This is a genomic window from uncultured Aquimarina sp., assembly GCF_947496855.1.
In the GTDB taxonomy this organism is placed as follows: Bacteria; Bacteroidota; Bacteroidia; order Flavobacteriales; family Flavobacteriaceae; genus Aquimarina.
Genome location: NZ_CANMED010000001.1, coordinates 420,046 through 439,820 on the forward strand (window position 1 = coordinate 420,046; position 19,775 = coordinate 439,820).

Sequence of the window (19,775 nt, forward strand, 5' to 3'; positions counted from 1 at the left end):
AGATAAGAAACAATAAAAAACAATAAATAAAGACAGATGAAAACTATAACAGTATTTACTCCTACTTATAACAGAGCTTACTGTCTGGATCAATGCTATCAAAGTTATATAAGACAAACTAATCAAGACTTTACTTGGCTTATTATCGATGATGGCTCCTCTGATAATACCAAAGAATTAGTATCTTCATGGATTGATGAAAATAAAATAGATATACAATATCATTATCAAGAAAATCAAGGAATGCATGGCGGGCATAATGCAGCATATCGTTTAATAAATACAACACTTAATGTATGTATTGATAGTGATGATTTCATGCCGGATGATGCAATTGAAAAAATTCTTTTTAACTGGGAAATTATCAAGGATAAACAAGAATTGGCAGGTTTAGTTGGATTAGACGCTGATAAGAAAGGAGCTATTATAGGTACTAAAATACCAGATTCATTAAAAGAAGTAACATTATATAATATTTATAATAGGTATGGTGTAAAAGGAGATAAAAAATTAGTACTAAGAACAGATGTCGTTAAAAAATATCCAGCATATCCAATTTTCGAAGGAGAACGTTTTGTCCCATTAGGATACTTATATCAGCTCATAGATCAGGATTATAAATTATTTCCTGTAAATGAGGTATTTTGTATCGTAGAATATATGGAAGATGGATCTAGTATGAATATATTAAAACAATATAGACGACATCCTAGAGGTTTTGCATTTTCGAGAAAAAGTAGAATGAAACTAGCAGAAAACTTTAAAGATAGATTTAAAAATGCTATTCATTATGTTTCTAGTTCTATATTCATAAAAAATGGAGCTTTTGTAAATGAATCTCCTAAAAAAATCACAACAATTTTGGCTATACCATTGGGAATTCTGCTGAACTTATATATTAGATTTAAAACAAAAAATGAATTTTAATGGCAGCTATTAGAATCTTACAAGTTTTTACTGTTATGAATCGTGGAGGAGCAGAATCCATGATTATGAACTATTATAGAGCTATAGACAGAGATAAAGTTCAGTTTGATTTTCTAGTACATAGAAAAGAGAGAGCAGCTTTTGATGATGAAATAGAAAGTATGGGTGGTGAAATTTATAAATTAAACCCTATTAATCCATTATTCCCTAATACCTATTATAATGAGTTAAGAAATTTTTTTAAAGAGCATAAATCATACAATATTATTCACTCTCATTTGAATACATTTAGTTGTTTTCCATTAAAAATTGCAAAAGAATTTAAAATAGAATGTAGGATTGCACACGCTCATATTGCCATAGAAAAAATAAAATTAAAAGACTTATTACCAAATAACGAAAGCCTTAAGGAAACGTTCAAAAAACTAATTAAATTTCAACTTAAAAAGAAAATTAACAAATACTCAACACATAATTTTTCTTGTGGAGAAAAGGCCGGAAAGTGGTTGTTCGGAGAAAAGAATCTGTTCACTATAATGAATAATGCTATAAATGCTGCAGCTTTTGCTTATGATCCAGTAGTTAGTGCTACATATAAAAAGAAATATGATTTAGATGATCAATTAACCATTGGTCACGTTGGGAGGTTTACAAGTCAAAAAAATCATTCATACTTATTAAATGTTTTTAACAGTTTGGTTAAAAAGAAAGATAATTGTGTGTTAGTTCTTATAGGAGACGGACCTTTAAGAAATAAGATAGAGGTAGAAGCTAAGAATTTAGGTATTGATAATAAAATACTTTTTTTAGGAGTGAGAACTGATATACCCCAGTTATATCAAATGTTAGATGTATTTGTTTTTCCATCTTTTTATGAAGGATTACCAGTTACTTTAATAGAGGCTCAATCAGCTGGGCTTAAGGTTTTTGCTTCAGATAAGATTACAGATGAAGTATATTTAACAGAGGATATTGAATTTCTTCCTATTACATCTCCACCAGAAGAATGGGCAAACAGAATTTTAGAAAAAGTATCGGACGAAAAAGTTAATAATTTTGATGTAATTGAAAGCAAAGGTTACGATATTCAAAAGAATACTGAAATATTTCAGAATTTTTATTTAAAACAAGGACAATAAATAGTATGGGTAATTTACAGGAAAAAATCTACGAAAAATCCCCTCACTTTATACAAAACAGTATTGTATCTATTTATAATATTTTGGCTTACAAAAAAAGATATTCTGGTAAATACAGGCACTTTATAAAACACTATTTAGAAAATAGAAATTTATCAACTGATCAATTAAAAGATGTTCAAGCAAAAAAATATAGTAGTTTTATTAAATATGCAAAAAAATATTCTGGATATTACACTGAAATTTTAAGCGAAATAAAATCTCCAGACGTTTTATCTAATATAAACCAGCTTCCAATAATAAACAAAGAGACATTAAGAAATAATATTTCAGATATTTATACTATTGAAAGGAGTAGAGGGGTGATCTCTAAAACCGGGGGAACTACAGGAAAATCTCTAGAGGTATTGTATACCAAGGATGATATTCAAGAAAGGTTTGCTTTATTAGATGATTTTAGAAGTAATTTTGGTTATAAATTGGGTAAGAAAACAGCTTGGTTTAGTGGTAAAAATCTTTTGACCCAAAAGGATATTAAAAAAAACAGGTTTTGGAAAACAGATCATATATATAACGTAAGATACTATTCAACATTTCATATACACGGTAAATATCTAAAATATTATATTGAAAATTTAATAAAATATAAACCTCTATATATGGTAGGTTTTCCTTCTACCATGTATGAAATTGCAAAATATGGTATTGCTAATAATATTGATTTCCCTGCAAATATAGTAAAAGCTATATTTCCCACAGCAGAGACAATTACTGATGATATTCGTGCTGTTTTAGAGGGATATTTTAAAACCAATTTATATAACCAATATGCATCTTCCGAAGGCGCGCCGTTTATTTTAGAATGTAAAAATAAAAATTTGCATCTCGAATTACAAAGTGGAGTTTTTGAAGTTTTGGATGAGAATTGTAATCCTGTAAATAAGGGAAGAATGATTATAACATCTTTTAATACACACGGGACACCTCTTATTCGATACGACATTGGAGATCAAATTGAACTTTCTGATGACACCTGTAATTGCGGAAATAATAATCCTTTGGTTAAAGAAATCCTTGGCCGAATTTCTGATTATATTTATTCAGAAGAAATAGGGAAAATCAATTTAGGGAATATTTCTAACTGTCTTAAAGGTGTAAAAGGAATTGTTAAATTTCAAATTCAACAAGACTCTATTAAGGAACTTTTGGTTTTGATTGAAAAAGACTCGGTAGTTTATACTACTGAATATGAAAAAAAATTTCTGAAAAATTTAAGAGATAGAGTTGGTAATAGCATCAAAATAGGAGTAAGGTATGTGGATGAAATACCGGTTGAAAAAAGTGGTAAGTTTAGATTGATCAAGAACAATATTAAAGATAAAATTAAGAATTGATTTTTATCCTATGCTTTTTAACTCTCTCGATTTTTTTCTTTTTCTGCTAATTGTATTTTCACTCTATTGGTTTGTAGTATACAAAAAAATCAATCTTCAAAATTTATTGATATTAGCTGCCAGTTATGTATTCTATGGTTGGTGGGATTGGCGTTTTCTTTCTTTAATAGCACTGAGTACGTTGATGGATTATTTAGTAGGGTTTCGGATCTATCAATCAAAAAATGTATCGATAAAAAAAAGATGGCTTTGGGTTAGTATTCTGTTTAATATAAGTTTATTAGGTTTTTTTAAATATTTTAATTTCTTTATTGATTCCTGGGTTGATCTTTTTAATTCTTTTGGATATCAGATGAGAAATACTTGGACACTAAAAGTTATCTTACCTGTAGGTATTTCATTTTATACCTTTCAGACACTTTCATATTCCATAGATATTTATAAAGCAAAGCTTAAGCCAACAAAAGATTTTATTGCCTTTGCTGCTTTTGTATCTTTTTTTCCACAACTTGTCGCCGGACCAATTGAAAGGGCTACTAATTTATTACCCCAGTTTTTAAACAAAAGAACTTTTACTTATAGAGGTTTTTCGTATGGTCTAAAACTAATAATATGGGGGTTCTTTTTAAAATTAGTCGTTGCAGATCGTGCGGCTATTTATGTTAATGCAGTTTATAATAATGTAGAAAATCACGATGGATTAAGTTTTATCGCAGCTACTGTTTTATTTGCTTTTCAGATATATGGTGATTTCGCAGGATATTCATTAATTGCTATCGGGACGTCAAAACTTTTTGGATTTGATCTTATGACAAATTTTAGAAGACCTTATTTTGCAGCCTCTGTAAGTGAGTTTTGGACTAGATGGCATATTTCATTATCTACCTGGTTTAGAGATTATGTATATATTCCACTTGGAGGTAATCGAACGAAAAAACTACGTTGGCTTTTTAATATGTTCATTACTTTTTTAATTAGTGGATTGTGGCATGGTGCTAATTGGACTTTTGTAGTTTGGGGTGCTCTAAATGGTATTTATTTGATTCTAGAAGTTCAGCTTTTTAGAAAGAAAAGAAAAGGTTTGATTAATATATTACTTACTTTTTTACTAATAAATTTTGCCTGGATATTTTTTCGTGCAAATAGCATCGAACAAGCATTATATATTATAAAAATGATTTTCACTTCTCCGGGCAGACTATATATAGGTAGTGGAGATGATATTGCAGCATCATTATATGCTACATTATCAATAGCAATTCTTCTTTTGGTAGAAATAAAGAAAGAGTACTTTAATGCTATTTTTTCTATTTCACAAAATAAGTTCGAATTCATAAGATTCGTGGGGTATGCTGTTTTAATTTATCTGATTTTATACTTAGGAGTATTTGGAGAAAGTCAATTTATTTATTTTCAATTTTAAAGGATGATTAAAAAAGAATTTAAATTGTCGTTAATTAAGTTAGCAAAGTTTGTAGTTATCTTTCTGATTGCAGATTTAGTATTGGGTACTATCTCTAAGCAAATATTTTTTAATCAAAAAACAGGCAAGTATGCTAGATCTACTTATGCCATTAAAGATACAGACTCTAAAATTTTGATTTTTGGCAGCTCTCATGCGCATAGGCATTATGTCCCAAAAGTTTTTGAAAAAGAGCTTGGTAAAACTTGTTACAATGTAGGTGCAGAAGGACAGCAATTGCTCTACCATACTGCAATGTTAAAAATGATTTTAAAAAGAACTAAGCCAGATTTGATTATCTTAAATATAGATGAAAATTTTCTTTATAAATCAAAAGTTGCATATGATAGATTAAGTGATTTACATCCGTACTACTCTGATTATGATGAAGAGCTTGGACCAATATTAGGGTTGAAATCTAAACTTATAGATTTTAAAATGTTTTTTAAATCTTATCAAACGAATTCTACAGTTATACACGCTATTAAGTACTATTTGTCCCCTCAGATTGATTATAATGGATATCGCCCATTATCTGGTCAAGTAAAATCAGTTGTAGATGAAAGTGAAGAGATTTTAATTAAAGAGTATGTTGAAGAAATTGATGAAAATTTTGTCATGGGGTTGAAAAACTTTATCTCTACTGCAAAAAATAAGGGTATTAGTTTATTATTTGTTACTTCACCGACTTTTAGTGAAGTTGATCACTCTAATAATATTTCTTATAATAAAATCAAGGAAATAGCAGGAAAAGAAAATATACCTTTTGTGAATTTTTTTAATGCTACGCAGTTTAAATATAAACATGAATTATTTCATGATACGTCACATTTAAATAACGATGGAGCTCAATTGTTTTGTAAATATTTGGCTGATGAAATAAAAAATAGAAATTTGGTAGAAAGTAAAAAGTCAGAATATTAATTAAATGTTCTGACTTTTTACTTGTTTTAATTCTTCTCTAGAGTGTGTCTACTGATTACATATGTTATTAGCAATAGTAACCGCATTTGGATTATTGGCATTATTATTAATACACTGGAATCTCTCTGCACCAGTTGGTTCGTTAATAGCATTATTAAAAATAGAAACGTTATTTTGATCTCCATAAATACGGATACCGTCACTTTCGGAAGGGTAAATTTCGTTTGTTGTTTGAGCGGAAGAAGCTTCACCTATTTCTATGTTAGAAGAATTACCTATTTCTATTCCGCCGTTCACTATATTATTTTTAAATACTACACCGTTGGTGTTATAAAATGATACTTGTCTATTGTTAAAAAACTCATTATTGTCATCAAAAGTGATTCTATAGCCAGATTCTGTTGTATTCTGGTTAACTCCAGAAAGCTTAACATGAAAACCATCAGACGTTATGCTGTTGCCTTTAAATGTAATATTATCTGCGTAGGTGTTTACCGCAATAATACCATTGTTTTTAGCCTGAATAGTGTTATTGTTTAACTTTACATTAATAGCCTTTATTAGTTGAATCCCGCCTTCACAATTTGAAATAATATTATTATTAACAATTAAATCTTTAGTATTTACTGATATACCTATATTATATCCAGAAATACTATTGTTAGAAACTTCATTGCTGAAAACTGTCTCTCCTTCACCGGTGGCCAAGATTCCGTAGTTTTCATCACTATTTTGAGCCGTTAATTTATTGTTGATGATTCTTACTTTTGATGCAAGGGTGTATGAAATGTTGGTTGAAATTTCATTTTCTTCTATAGTTACATCTTGACCAATATGAACAGTTGCAAATCCAACTCGGCTATTTTCTTCTTTGTTTTTACGTATGGTAATGTCATATGCTTTTTCATATTCCAGTAAGTTGCCATTATCATCTCTCCTTCTATAAGCTTCAATATTGATAGCATGACCAACTTCGCCACCATCAGAATTAGCAGAAGGTTGACCGATATTTTTAAAAGTATTACCTTCAATTAAAATATCGCTTCCGTCTGTTAATGCAATAGACATTCTTCGGATATCCGTAAATTTACAATTTAGAACTTTTACCGTTCTAGTTGGTATATAGTCTGGATTGAATGAAAAACCTAAAGAATAAATATGAATGGCGCCCTTAGAACCCTCTACAAAGTTTACTCCATCAATAGTGATATTTCTACTTGCGTGAATATGCAAAAGATGAGTTCCTTCTAATCCAATATCTCCAGGAGAATAAATACGATCATCACGATCTCCCATAAGTGTACCAGGACCGCTTATCGTAACGTTAGAAACATCTCTAACAGCTAATATCGTACCGTTTTCGACCCCTGATTCTGCTGGGAACTGACGTAAAACAGTTTCACTAGACAATTTTAAATGAAAGTCGGAAGGTAGATTAACGGCTTCAGATGAGGCATAGAAGTTTTGATTAGTCGTCGTGCTAGTAACCTTTGTAGTTTCAAAATAAGCGTCAAACTTGCCCATTTCAAAGGTTGTACCTCCCATTTCTTTTATATCAAAAAAAAGTTTTTCTAATTCAGTATTGTTTTTTAATGCTATATCAGAGGTTGTTTGACCTTGTTTAATATTTTTCCATCTAGAAGCAACAAATTTGAAAATAGGATCAATAAGAGTTACGTCACCTAATAATGTTACCTTAGAGCTTAATAGTTCCCCAGCAATCTTACCACCACCAGAGAAGTTAAGGATACCGTCTCCAATTATATCTCCACCATCAAATGTCAATATAACACCATCTGGTAGATTAATAGTTTCTCCTTCTAAATCTAAAATACAATCGATCACAACTGTAGAGTTAGCAGCAATATCAAATAAATCGAAATCACAAGGAGTATCTGATGTGTTTACGTCTTCGTCGGGGTCATCAGTATCAGGGTCAGTAGTGTCGGGATCTTCATCACTTACCTCTTGTGTAATATCATCAAAATTTTCAGTACTACAAGAAGTGACGTAAAGAGCAAAAATAAGTAACAAAAAATAAGGCACTTTTTTCATAGGGGGGACATTTTTTTGGTTATCTGTTTTAGATAACGGGTCTTTATCGAGGTTATTGTATGTTATGTCGAATTTTTTCTATTTTTTATAAACAACGTAAATAATTGATTGATAAAGATTTAAAAAATTACGGTTTTCAAGTAAATTTTAGGTTTAAATATGTTTTTTATTATCTATAAAACATATTAATTGTTTGATATTCAGTGGTTTCTTGCTCTATTTCATTTTAAATGTTAAATTTTTGATTATCGCATAAACAAAAACAAGACAAATCTATATTATGTGGAAATTCCACACATTACGTAAGAAACATCTTTCAGTACGTAATTTATTTATCACTAATTTTTTTTAAAAATAAAATTTATTTTCTTAAATACTAGTGTTTGAGGTCAAATATCCCAAAATTTCATAATTTATAAGATATTAGACATGTAAGGGAACTCTATATATTTATATTTGCGATTATTTTATAGTGCTCATATAATTCATTTAAGATATATAATAGTGAAAAATAAAAGTAAAATTATAAGGGTTACGACAGTGCCTATTTCATTAGGGAAATTACTAATGGGACAATTAAAGTTTATGTCGCAATATTATGATATGATAGGTATCTCTAGTAAAGGAGAAAGAGATGCTATTGATAGTGTGTCAAAACAGGAAGGGATTGAAATCATTCCAGTAGAAATGACTCGCAAAATCACCCCGATACAAGATCTTAAAGCTGTTTATAAACTCTATAAGGTTTTTAGAAAAGAAAAACCCGATATTGTTCATAGCCATACACCTAAGGCCGGAACACTATCCATGTTGGCTGCAAAATTAGCAGGCGTACCTCATCGTTTGCATACTATTGCTGGATTGCCTCTTCTGGAAGCAACGGGTCCTAAACGAATTTTATTAGATATCGTGGAGAAACTAACTTATTCCTGTGCTACAATGATCTATCCAAACTCGTTTGGTCTCAAAGATATTATAATTGATAATAATTATACTAAAATAAAAAAGTTAAAAGTACTAGCAAATGGAAGTTCTAACGGGATCGATACTTCACATTTTGACCCTGTTACCTATACAAAAGAAGATAATGTTAAGTTAAGGAAAGAACTGAATATAGATGCATCTGATATTGTTTTTATATTTGTCGGAAGATTTGTAGCTGATAAAGGAATTAACGAGCTGATAGCAGCATTTAAAAAAATAAATAGGGGATATATAAATACAAAATTATTGCTTGTAGGAACCTATGAAAAAGAATTAGATCCATTATTACCTGAGACGGAAATTGAAATTGATACAAACATTAATATTATTTCGGTTGGATGGCAGCACGATGTACGTCCATATTTTGCAATATCTAATGCATTGACTTTTCCTAGCTATAGAGAAGGGTTTCCCAATGTAGTAATGCAGGCTGGTTCTATGGGGTTGCCTAGTATTGTAACTGATATAAATGGTTGTAATGAAATCGTTTCTGAAGGACTAAATGGTACGATAATACCAGTAAAAAGTTCTGATGCTTTATATAACGCTATGAAGAAACTGATTATAGATCAGGATTACTCTAATAATTTGGCATTAAATGCTAGAATGGTTATATGTGAAAATTACGAGAGGCAACATGTTTGGGATGCGATATTAGAAGAGTATCGACAATTGTAAAATGTTTTTATAATTATTTAAAAAATGTTTCTTTTGCATATAGGGAGAAACAATAGGGTTTTAATTAAAGGATTAGCAATATCATCATATCTTTATTAGGTATTGTAATTTTTCTATTTGTTTTATTATATAAGCAGTGCAGGTATATATGAGATTTAATGAACGTATTAGAAATATTATTTTTTGGTTTGTCGATTTTATAAATGGTGGCAGCGTAAGAAAACATTATAACGATGTCAAGAGTTTAATTGAGTATCCTGAAAAAGAGTCCACTGTAGATAAGCAGAAACTATATTTAGATTTGATACTCAAACATGCATCAAAGACATCACCTTTTTATAAAACCATTAATCCTGCGGATCTTCAAAATTTCTTAGTTATTAATAAGGAAATTGTAAAGTCTGCACAAGATAAATTTCAGTCTGTAGAGTATGTGAAAAGGAAAAAAGTTGCTGTGTATACCAGTGGATCTACTGGGGCTTCATTTACTGTTTATCAGGATCTTAATAAAAAGGCAAGAAATACAGCGGATATTGTCTATTTTTCTGAATTAGCAGGATTTGAGGTTGGATATAGATTATTTTATTTACGCTTTTGGAATATGTTTAAAGAGAAAAGTATGTTGATGTCTCTTATACAAAATGTTGTTTCTGTAAACGTATTTGATTTGTCCCCACTGACCATAAAAAAAATGATTAATATAATATCGAAAAGCAAATCAAATAAAGGAATGATTGGGTATGCTTCATCTTTCAATAAGATATGTAAGTATCTAGATGTAATAGAATCTGAAAATATTGAAGGTAATGTTAAATCTGTAATAGGTATTTCAGAGCGTTTGGAACCCTATACTAAGCTCGCGATGAAAAAGTATTTTAATGTGGATATGGTTTCGCGATATTCTAATGCAGAGAATGGGATGATTGCCCAACAACCGCTATCCAAAGAATATTTTAAGATCAATTGGGCGAGCTATTATGTCGAAATTCTAAATTTCGATAATGATAATACAACAGAAAATGGAGTTTTAGGAAGAATTGTTATCACTGATTTATTCAATTATAATGAGCCAATGATTCGATATGATACCGGGGATATAGGGATAATGGATTCTGTAATTGAAGATGATAAGGAAGTATTAGTTCTTACGAAGATAGAAGGGAGAAAAATGGATATGATAAAGAATACCGCAGGAGAAATACTCTCGACAAGTATTCTTTTGCTTATTAATAAATATGAGGAGATCGAACAGAGACAGATAATTCAGAAAACAAAAAATGAGTATGTGTTTAAGTTAAAGATTGATAATCAATATTTTACAAAAGAAAAAGAATTTATACGAGAGTTTAAAGGGTATTTAGGACAAGATGCAATAATCAAATTGTTATATGTAGAAGAAATTCCGTTATTAGTTTCTGGTAAACAAAGAGCTATTGTTAATGAGGTTGACATATAAAGTAGATGAAAAATTGAATTTTCAGTGAGGGTTTTTTTATTAAAAAAGTAGTTAAATTTAGTTAAAAAAGTAAAATATAGATTGTATATTTGTCACCGATTCTAAGAACAGAATTATAGATATGAGGATGACTGCATTCCCCTTGACAGATAAAAATCATGTATCTATTTCATTTCCCCCATTTTTTAAGTATGAAAGCATCACATGGGATTTGTTCCGTGGCTTTTGGTATAGTCATTTTTAAACGATAAAATATGCTGTATAAATATTTTTTTAAAAGAGTTCTTGATTTTAGTATTGCTTTAGTTTTACTTTTTATGATTGCTCCGATATTTCTGTTACTTATTGTTTTTCTTGTAATAGCTAATAAGGGGAAACCATTTTTTGTTCAGAAAAGACCAGGTAAATCTGAAAAAATTTTTAGTATTATCAAGTTTAAAACGATGAATGACCTAAAGGATGATGAAGGTAATTTGTTACCGGATATAAATAGAATAACATCAGTTGGAACATTCGCAAGAAAAACCTCCTTAGATGAAATTCCTCAGTTAGTAAACGTACTAAAAGGAGATATGTCACTAATAGGCCCTAGACCATTAATTATAGAATATCTACCAGTATATAATGAAGCTCAGAAAAAAAGACATAATGTGAGACCTGGAATTACGGGTTGGGCGCAAGTAAATGGAAGAAATTCAATTACTTGGAAAAATAAATTTGAGTATGATGTTTGGTATGTGGAGAATTGTAGCTTTTTATTAGATCTAAAAATTATGGGTCTAACACTACAAAAAGTTTTGAAAAAAGAAGATGTTAATCTGTCCCAAGAATTAACATCTGAATGGTTTAATGGTACTAATTAATTTTATCTTATTCAAAAGAACGATGAGTAAAGATTTACAAGTAATAGGCTTAACAAAAATAATGTTAAGGGAAGCTATTGATAAGAATACCTATTGGAAAAATGATCTGGCGCCATTGCCAAAGAGTAAAGCATTATGGATGATTTCTAACAATAGGATCAGTGATGATGATTACTGTGGTGTAATTGGATACGAAGGAGATAAAATGATTTCTTTTATTTTTATGTTTCCGGATTTATTAAATACAAAGGATAGTAAACCGAAGAAAGTGTATTGGATGATATCCTGGTGGGTTCATAAAACTTACAAGGACACTGTTTTAGGAACATACATTTATAATGAAGCAGTTAATCTAACAGGAAAACAAATATTGATTAAATCCTATGCAGAAAATGTAAATAGTTTTTATGAAAAACAACCTTTTAGAATAATAGCTAAAAGATTGAGACATACTATATTCTTTAGCTTAGATACTTCTATGTTAATTGGAAGATTCAATTTTTTAAAATCTTTTAAATTTGTTCTTGATCGCATAGATAGTTTTGTTGGCTTAATCATACGATCCATAAATAGATCTAAATTAAAAAACAAGGTAAAAATACTTTCTTATGAATTTGTAAATCAAATAGATGATGATACTTGGGAATTTATTAAGCCTCTTTGCTATAATGATTTGATTTATAAAACAAAGGAGTATATCAACTGGCAAATTGACACTAGTCAGTACCTTCAGACTCCAGTACCTGATAAACATACTTATACATCATTACAAACAGGTATCAGTAATAATATTTATCTTCATAATCTGAAAATAATGGAAGAAGATAAAATCATTGGATTTTTGTCGTATGTTATAAATTATAATGAGTTTAATGTTAAATATTTTTTGGTAGAAGATGACGAGAGTTATAATTTGTGCGTAGATGCATTAATAGAAAACTTTATTAAACATCGAAAAACGTTCATATTTACTGATGACACAAAATTGTCTGAGAATATTACCAAAAGATACAGAACAATTTTTGTACATAAAGTTACCAAAAAAGGGTTGGCGCATAATGATACGGAGATAGATTCTAAGAATTTTGTTATGTTAAACAGTGATGGACATTTTTATTAAACCAATTGCATAATAAACTACAAATGGAATTTGTAAAAAGATTACAGGAATCAATAGAAAAGCACTCAGATTATAATGTATTATGCATTAATAGCACTTTCTATACCTATAAAGAGTTTGCTAAGGAAATATCTAAAATAAGAACTACAATAGTTAATACCATTGAAGATTCGGAAAAACTTATTGGTTTGGTTACTAATGATGATCTTCAAACCTATGCGAGTATCGTTGCGCTTTGGTTAGAAGGAAAGGCTTATGTTCCTGTCAACCCAGAAGTTCCATTTGAGAGGAATGCAAAAGTTTTTGAATTAACAGAAACTAAATATGTTATAGATTCTTCTGAAAGGTCCATATATATTGATTGTAAAGTAATCGCTTCTAAAGAATTATTAAATACTGAGATTAACTTGGTTCCTAAGGAGTTCTCAGGAGACCAATTAGCATATATTTTATTTACTTCAGGAACTACAGGTTTACCAAAAGGAGTTCCTATCACATTTGATAATGTTCAGGCGTTGGTAGGAGCAATTGATGCTGAACCAACATTCAATTTGGAACCTTACGATCGATGTTTGCAAATGTTCGAGCTAACTTTTGATTTCTCAGTAGTTACCTATTTATTTCCATTATTATCAGGATCTTGTATGTATACTATACCAAAGAAAGCTATCAAATATTTCTATATTTTTAAGCTTATTAAAGAACAGAAGCTTACAGTACTTACTATGGTACCTTCTATTATAAATTATTTACGCCCTTATTTTTCAGAGATAAATGCACCTGATTTAAGGTATTGTAGTTTTGGGGGTGGTGCTCTGCATAGCGAAATAGCAAAGGAGTGGAGCGATTGTTTACCAAACTGTAAAATTTTTAATTATTATGGGCCTACTGAGTTTACAGTATATAGTGGTTTTTATCCATATCAAAAGGAAACAGATACAAAGTCTCATAATGGTATTATTGCAATTGGTGCTCCACAAAAAGATACATTATACCTCATAGTAAATGAAAAGAATGAAGAAGTTGGTATTGGTCAAACCGGTGAATTATGCTTAGGTGGACCTCAGATAACACCTGGATATTGGAAAAATGAAGAACGTAATATCCAAAGTTTTTTCACAAGAGAAGAAAATGACAAGACTGTTAGGTATTATAAAACTGGAGACCTTTGTCTAAAAGATGAAGAAGGAGATTTTTTATATGTAAGCAGAGCAGATTTTCAGGTAAAAATTAGAGGATATAGAGTAGAACTTGCAGAAATTGAGTTCCATGCAAAATCCAAATCTGATAAAAAAGTGAATATGGTGGCACTCGACATTACTAATAATTTAGGTAATGCAGAATTAGGTCTAGCCATAGAAAGTGAACCATTTGATACTAAAGAAATATTTGATTATTTTAAAACTAAAATGCCGGACTACATGATCCCTGGGCATGTAAGATTTATAAAAGAATTTCCGCATAGTATTAATGGAAAGGTAAATAGGAAAAAATTAAAGGAGTATTTTGACATAAATTAGTAATGAATAATGAATAAAGAAGAGATTTTATCTAAAGTGACGGAAGCATTTGTATCTGTATTAGAACATAAGAATTTTCAACTTACTGACGAGACAACTGCCGCTGATGTAGATGGATGGGAATCTATTACTCATATGATGATTATATCTGAAGTTGAACAAAGATTTAAAATAAAATTTAAACTTATGGATTTAATGAATATGAGTAATATCGGAGATTTGATAAGTATTATTGAATCAGAGTTGTAGTCTTAATTGAGTTGCTCATGCATGGTTCTAATTAAAAATTTTTTGGTGATAAAATGTTTGTTTTTTGGTACTTTATAAAATCGTATATTATGAATTCAGAGATATTTTTGTTGACAATCTGAATTTGAAGGTTTTGTATTTCGAAAAAAATGTAATTAGAGCTTAATGATAACAATTCGGATAAAAATAAATTTAAATAAATTTTGAAAAAAGGGTATATATAAATAATCGTTATTAACTAAGGTCTATTAAAACATATGGATAAAATCCTTATAATAGGTGCATCTGGTCACGCTAAAGTAATAATAGAAACTGTAGAATTAAACAGAAATTATCAAATTTATGGACTCATAGATTCCTTTAAAACTAAGGGAAGTAAAGTATTTGGACATGAGATTATTGGTGACGAAAATTGTATTCTTGATTTATTCGATAAGGGTGTTAATAAGGGAATTATAGCGATAGGAGATAATTGGGATAGGTATTTAATGTATAAAAAAATCATAGAATTAGTTCCTGATTTTGAATTTATATCAGTAATTCATCCTTCTTCAGTAATTTCCCCTAGCGTAACGATAGGTGCGGGAACTGTCATTTTAGCCTCTGTAACTGTTAATGCAGACGCAAGAATTAATAATTTTTGTATTCTAAATACAGGTTGCAATTTTGGTCATGATAGTAGTCTTTCAGATTTTTCAAGTTTAGCTCCTGGGGTTTCCGTTGGTGGAAACGTGAATATTGGTAAGTGTACGGCAATATTTTTAGGAGCAAATATTATTCAAAATATTAATATTGGTATGCATAGTGCGATTGGAGCGGGTTCGTTAATTATAGATAATGTTGAAGATTTTAAGCTGTATTATGGAGTTCCAGGAAAGGAAATAAGAGTAATAAAAAAAGGGGAAATTTTTTTAAGAAAAAGATGACTAGAAAAAGAAAATTATACTTTTAAGAGGCGAGAATGTTAAAAATAAGCGAAATCACTTCGAAGAATGATTGGGATCATTTTTTGATAGGAATTAAACACTATGATTTTTATCATACGTTTGACTATCATCAAATAGCGAAGAATGAGAATGATCTGGCGGTATTGTTAACATACAAAAAAGGAGATTTAGTGATTGGTTTTCCTATTGTTATTAGAAATATTCCCGAAACTACTTATTATGATGCAACTAGTGTTTATGGTTATTGTGGCCCTATAGTAAACAAAAACATAGAAGATTTTAATAATGAAGAATTCATAGAAAATTTAAATGAATACTTTAAAAATAAAAATATTGTATCTGTATTTAGTCGTCTTAATCCTTTTATTGAAAACCAAAATCTTATTCTGAATAGTTATGGGGAAATAGTTTTACAAGGTAAATTGGTTAATATTGATATTACTGCCAGTGCAGATGTTCAACATCATAACTTTCAAAATAGATTAAGGACTCATATTAATAAGTCTAGACGAAATTGTATCGTTAAAAAAGCAACTACTAAGGAAGAAATTTTAGAGTTCATAGATATTTATTATGAAAATATGAAGCGTGTTGATGCCGCATCTTTCTATTTTTTTAGTACAGATTATTTTTTTTCTCTGATTGCAAGTAAGAGCTTTGAAACAGAGGTTTTACTCGCATTTGATAAAGAAACTAACAAGAGTATTGGAGGTAGTATATTTATAAAAACAAATAAGATTATTCAATATCATTTGTCGGGAACAAAAAATGAATATTTACATTTGATGCCAAGTAAGTTATTGATTGATGAGATGAGGATACAAGGCACTGAGCAAAAATATGAAGTTTTCAATTTAGGAGGTGGGTTAGGAGGTAGCAATGAAGATTCTTTATTTCGTTTTAAATCTTCATTTTCTAAATGTTTTAAAGATTTTGAAATATGGAAACTAGTAATTAATCAGTCAGTTTATAATGAATTAGTTAAAAAACAAGGACTTATTAATATGATAAACGATATTAATTTTTTTCCGTTATATCGATATTCAGAGCATAGTTAAATATGAATCAGTTGTGAAGTTGATTTTAGTTTGGTTAAAAAGAATACCTAAAAGCATAAAATGCTGTTAATATTATCATTATAAGTTACATTTGTCATATGTATTACCCATATATAAAACGATTATTAGATTTCATTATATCTTTATTAGGACTTCTAATGCTTTCGCCTCTTATTTTATTAATCGTATTAATATTACTTTTTGTAAACAATGGTAAACCTTTTTTTTTACAGTTAAGACCAGGAATAAATGGAAAGCCTTTTAAAATTATTAAATTTAAAACGATGTCTGATTTAAAATTAGATGATAGTAACAATGAACATAATATTTCTCGCATTACGAAAGCAGGAGCGTTTATTAGAAAATACTCATTAGATGAATTGTTACAGCTCATTAATGTTTTTAAAGGTGATATGAGTTTGGTCGGTCCCAGACCGTTATTGGTAGAATATTTACCCTTGTATAATAATGCTCAGAAGAAGAGGCATTGGGTTAAGCCAGGTATAACTGGTTGGGCTCAGGTTAAAGGAAGAAATACTATAAGCTGGAATCAGAAATTTGAATATGACGTGTGGTACGTTGATAATATAAGTTTTATTTTAGATGTTAAAATTTTGCTTTTGACAATTCTAAAAGTTGTTAAAAAAGAAGGGGTAAACACCGATCAAAATGTAACCATGAAAGCATGGAAAGGAAATGAATAATATTAATTTATCCTTTGACAATAAATTGAATAACCAACGATTAACTTAAATATTGAAGTATAACGAAATGAAAGTAGTAGAAAAATCTAATAAAATAAGGATTTATGGAGCAGGAGGGCATTCTCAGGTCATTCAAGCTGTATTAGAAGATAATGGGTACGAGGTGACTGATACTTTTGACGATAAACCTTCTGATAGTCATTATGCTTCTAAAAATGTGACTTCTGGAGCGAGGGGGAATCTAGAAGCATTTCCACATGAAGGACATCCCGTAATTGTTGCTGTTGGTATTAATGCAGAGAGAGCAGAAATTGCTGGTTTTCTGAATAGTCGATTCGAGAGGGCAATACATAAGTCTGCCATTGTTGCTTCTACTGCAAAAATAGGGCAAGGGACCGTTGTTTTTGCTGGAGCTATAATTCAACCAAATACATCTATTGGCGAGCATGTAATTGTAAATACAGGTGCTAGTATAGATCATGATAATATTATTGGTGACTTTGCTCACGTTTCTCCCAAGGCAGCTCTATGCGGTCATGTAGAAGTTGGTGAAGGTTCACATGTTGGAGTAGGTGCTGTGGTTATCCCAAAAGTAAAGATTGGTAAGTGGTGTACAATTGGCGCGGGAACAGTTGTTTTAAAGGATGTTCCAGATTATGCAACAGTAGTAGGGAATCCTGGGAAAATTATCAAAATAAAACAATCATAGTTCATGCTTTTTGAAAATAAAACTAAAATATCTGATATCACTTTTATAGGATCAGGTATTTCTTCGTCATTTACTATTTTACATTTTCTTGATCGATTAAAAAAACAAGCAATAAGAAAGAAAATATCAATAACTATTATTGATAAATATCCAGAATTTTATACAGGAATACCCTATGGTGTGAGATCTGGTTTTTCAGTTCTTTTAATTACATCTTTAAAGAATTTCTTACCTGAGCCGGAATTAGGTAAATTTATTAAATGGCTTAATGTAAATAAAGAATGGCTACTAGAAGAATTTAGGTCTGATGGTGGTGCTTTGTCTTCGGATTGGCTTTCTAAACATGAGGATAAGCTTAAAAATAACGAATGGGGAGATCTTTTTATTCCTCGTCGCTTTTTTGGTAGCTACATTGATCAAAAAACAAAGAAGTATATTAAGGAAGCTGAGGAGAGAGATAGTATTGCGGTAAACTACATTAATACAGAAGTAATTGATATAGATAAGACTGACAAATTATATTCATTATCACTTGGAAATGATCAGGAGATTATTTCAGAGAAAGTTGTTCTTTCTTTAGGTTCGCTTCCTACCGTACATTTATGGAAAAAAGAAGATTTAATTACAAACGATAATTTATTTTTTGTTAATAATCCCTATAAACCTTCTTTAAAAGAGGTTTTTGCGCAACTTGAAACTTTCTTAGTAGATAAGCCAAAAAAACAGCTAAATGCTTTAATTGTAGGAGCAAATGCTAGTGGGTTAGAAATGCTTTATAAACTTAATGATCACGATCATATTAAATCCAAAATTAATAAGTTTACTTTACTTTCTACGCAAGGATTATCCCCGGATTCTATAATTGATGAAGAAGGAAAAAAGAGATATTCACCGAATAATTTACTTTCTCTAGCCGATCATGAAAACTTAACAGCTAAGCAAATTGCTGATGCAACTTATAGAGACCTAGACTTAGCGGATGAAATTCACTTGGGAGCAGCCTCTACAGTAGATGTTATTTCCAAAGCCTTTGGTTCCCTGTTGAAAAAACTAGATAGGGAAGAGCTAAAAAAGTTTGCATGTTTATATGGTAATGATATAGGAAGAAGGCAGCGATGTGCTGGGTATCATTATTCTAAAACTATAGAGATTTTAAAAAAAGAAAATCGTTTTGATCATATTGCTGGAAGATTTATTGATATAAAGAAAAATGCTGATAATATATATTCTTTAGAATATTTGGATACAAAATCAAAAACCAATAGGATAAGCAAAGACTCTGTACATATTATTTTTAATTGTATCGGTAGTACAAACTTAATTGCTTCAGACATACCCCCGTTACTGAAAAAAGTTATAACAAAAAAATTATGTGCTCCAAATGAATCAAATATAGGTTTTGAGGTTAATGAATCTTTAGAGACATCAGATAATCTGCATATTATAGGACCATTATTAGCAGGTAATATTTTTGAAGGAAACGCTGTTTGGCATGTAGAGCACTGCGGAAGGATTATATGGCTTTCGGAACTTTTAGCTGAAAAAGTATATAATTATTTTAATCAAAAGTAATGAAAGAATAATAT

General features: G+C 29.8%; 17 protein-coding genes. 16 read left to right on the plus strand and 1 reads right to left on the minus strand.

Annotated elements, in window-relative coordinates; genetic code table 11:
* Positions 1 to 36 precede the first annotated feature (36 nt).
* The 5 genes from Q0921_RS01875 (at position 37) to Q0921_RS01895 (ending at position 5,846) form a co-directional block, all read left to right on the plus strand.
* Entirely contained in the window at positions 37 to 927 is an 891-nt protein-coding gene (locus Q0921_RS01875; protein WP_299252437.1) for a glycosyltransferase family 2 protein, read from the plus strand.
* Entirely contained in the window at positions 927 to 2,066 is a 1,140-nt protein-coding gene (locus Q0921_RS01880) for a glycosyltransferase family 1 protein (protein WP_299252440.1), read from the plus strand. The genes Q0921_RS01875 and Q0921_RS01880 overlap by 1 nt, the downstream gene beginning before the upstream one ends.
* 5 nt (positions 2,067 to 2,071) lie before the next feature.
* Entirely contained in the window at positions 2,072 to 3,460 is a 1,389-nt protein-coding gene (locus Q0921_RS01885) for a phenylacetate--CoA ligase family protein (protein ID WP_299252443.1), read from the plus strand.
* Between the two features lie 106 nt (positions 3,461 to 3,566).
* Positions 3,567 to 4,883 (plus strand): MBOAT family protein, encoded by a 1,317-nt coding sequence (locus tag Q0921_RS01890; protein WP_367183313.1) that lies wholly within the window; start codon positions 3,567 to 3,569, stop codon positions 4,881 to 4,883.
* 3 nt (positions 4,884 to 4,886) lie between these two features.
* The gene (locus Q0921_RS01895; protein WP_299252449.1) at positions 4,887 to 5,846 is read left to right on the plus strand and encodes a hypothetical protein; all 960 of its coding nucleotides are present in this window, start codon (positions 4,887 to 4,889) and stop codon (positions 5,844 to 5,846) included.
* A 48-nt stretch (positions 5,847 to 5,894) separates the two neighbouring features.
* Here the strand turns inward: Q0921_RS01895 and Q0921_RS01900 are convergent, their stop codons facing one another.
* Complete coding sequence (locus Q0921_RS01900; protein WP_299252451.1) at positions 5,895 to 7,901, minus strand: right-handed parallel beta-helix repeat-containing protein; 2,007 nt, start codon at positions 7,899 to 7,901, stop codon at positions 5,895 to 5,897.
* A gap of 501 nt (positions 7,902 to 8,402) precedes the next feature.
* Here Q0921_RS01900 and Q0921_RS01905 point away from each other — a divergent pair.
* From Q0921_RS01905 to Q0921_RS01955, 11 genes are all read left to right on the plus strand, one after another.
* Positions 8,403 to 9,563, plus strand: a complete 1,161-nt coding sequence (locus tag Q0921_RS01905; RefSeq protein WP_299254724.1) for a glycosyltransferase family 4 protein — start codon at positions 8,403 to 8,405, stop codon at positions 9,561 to 9,563.
* 148 nt (positions 9,564 to 9,711) lie between these two features.
* A complete protein-coding gene (locus Q0921_RS01910; protein WP_299252453.1) occupies positions 9,712 to 11,019 on the plus strand; it encodes a CoF synthetase in 1,308 nt (435 codons plus the stop codon).
* A 257-nt stretch (positions 11,020 to 11,276) separates the two neighbouring features.
* The gene (locus tag Q0921_RS01915) at positions 11,277 to 11,882 is read left to right on the plus strand and encodes a sugar transferase (protein WP_299254727.1); all 606 of its coding nucleotides are present in this window, start codon (positions 11,277 to 11,279) and stop codon (positions 11,880 to 11,882) included.
* Between the two features lie 22 nt (positions 11,883 to 11,904).
* Positions 11,905 to 13,002 carry a hypothetical protein gene (locus Q0921_RS01920; protein WP_299252456.1) on the plus strand — a complete coding sequence of 366 codons (1,098 nt, stop codon included), beginning with the start codon at positions 11,905 to 11,907 and terminating at the stop codon, positions 13,000 to 13,002.
* A 23-nt stretch (positions 13,003 to 13,025) separates the two neighbouring features.
* Complete coding sequence (locus Q0921_RS01925; RefSeq protein ID WP_299252459.1) at positions 13,026 to 14,522, plus strand: AMP-binding protein; 1,497 nt, start codon at positions 13,026 to 13,028, stop codon at positions 14,520 to 14,522.
* Positions 14,523 to 14,558: 36 nt separating this feature from the next.
* Complete coding sequence (locus Q0921_RS01930) at positions 14,559 to 14,771, plus strand: acyl carrier protein (RefSeq protein ID WP_299252464.1); 213 nt, start codon at positions 14,559 to 14,561, stop codon at positions 14,769 to 14,771.
* A gap of 257 nt (positions 14,772 to 15,028) precedes the next feature.
* Positions 15,029 to 15,697: an acetyltransferase gene (locus tag Q0921_RS01935; RefSeq protein ID WP_299252467.1), complete on the plus strand. Its 669-nt coding sequence runs from the start codon at positions 15,029 to 15,031 to the stop codon at positions 15,695 to 15,697.
* Between the two features lie 35 nt (positions 15,698 to 15,732).
* A complete protein-coding gene (locus tag Q0921_RS01940) occupies positions 15,733 to 16,776 on the plus strand; it encodes a peptidoglycan bridge formation glycyltransferase FemA/FemB family protein (protein ID WP_299252471.1) in 1,044 nt (347 codons plus the stop codon).
* A 98-nt stretch (positions 16,777 to 16,874) separates the two neighbouring features.
* A complete protein-coding gene (locus Q0921_RS01945; protein ID WP_299252474.1) occupies positions 16,875 to 17,480 on the plus strand; it encodes a sugar transferase in 606 nt (201 codons plus the stop codon).
* 67 nt (positions 17,481 to 17,547) lie between these two features.
* Positions 17,548 to 18,189, plus strand: a complete 642-nt coding sequence (locus Q0921_RS01950) for an acetyltransferase (RefSeq protein ID WP_299252477.1) — start codon at positions 17,548 to 17,550, stop codon at positions 18,187 to 18,189.
* Positions 18,190 to 18,192: 3 nt separating this feature from the next.
* Positions 18,193 to 19,761, plus strand: a complete 1,569-nt coding sequence (locus Q0921_RS01955; RefSeq protein ID WP_299252481.1) for an FAD/NAD(P)-binding protein — start codon at positions 18,193 to 18,195, stop codon at positions 19,759 to 19,761.
* Positions 19,762 to 19,775 lie beyond the last annotated feature (14 nt).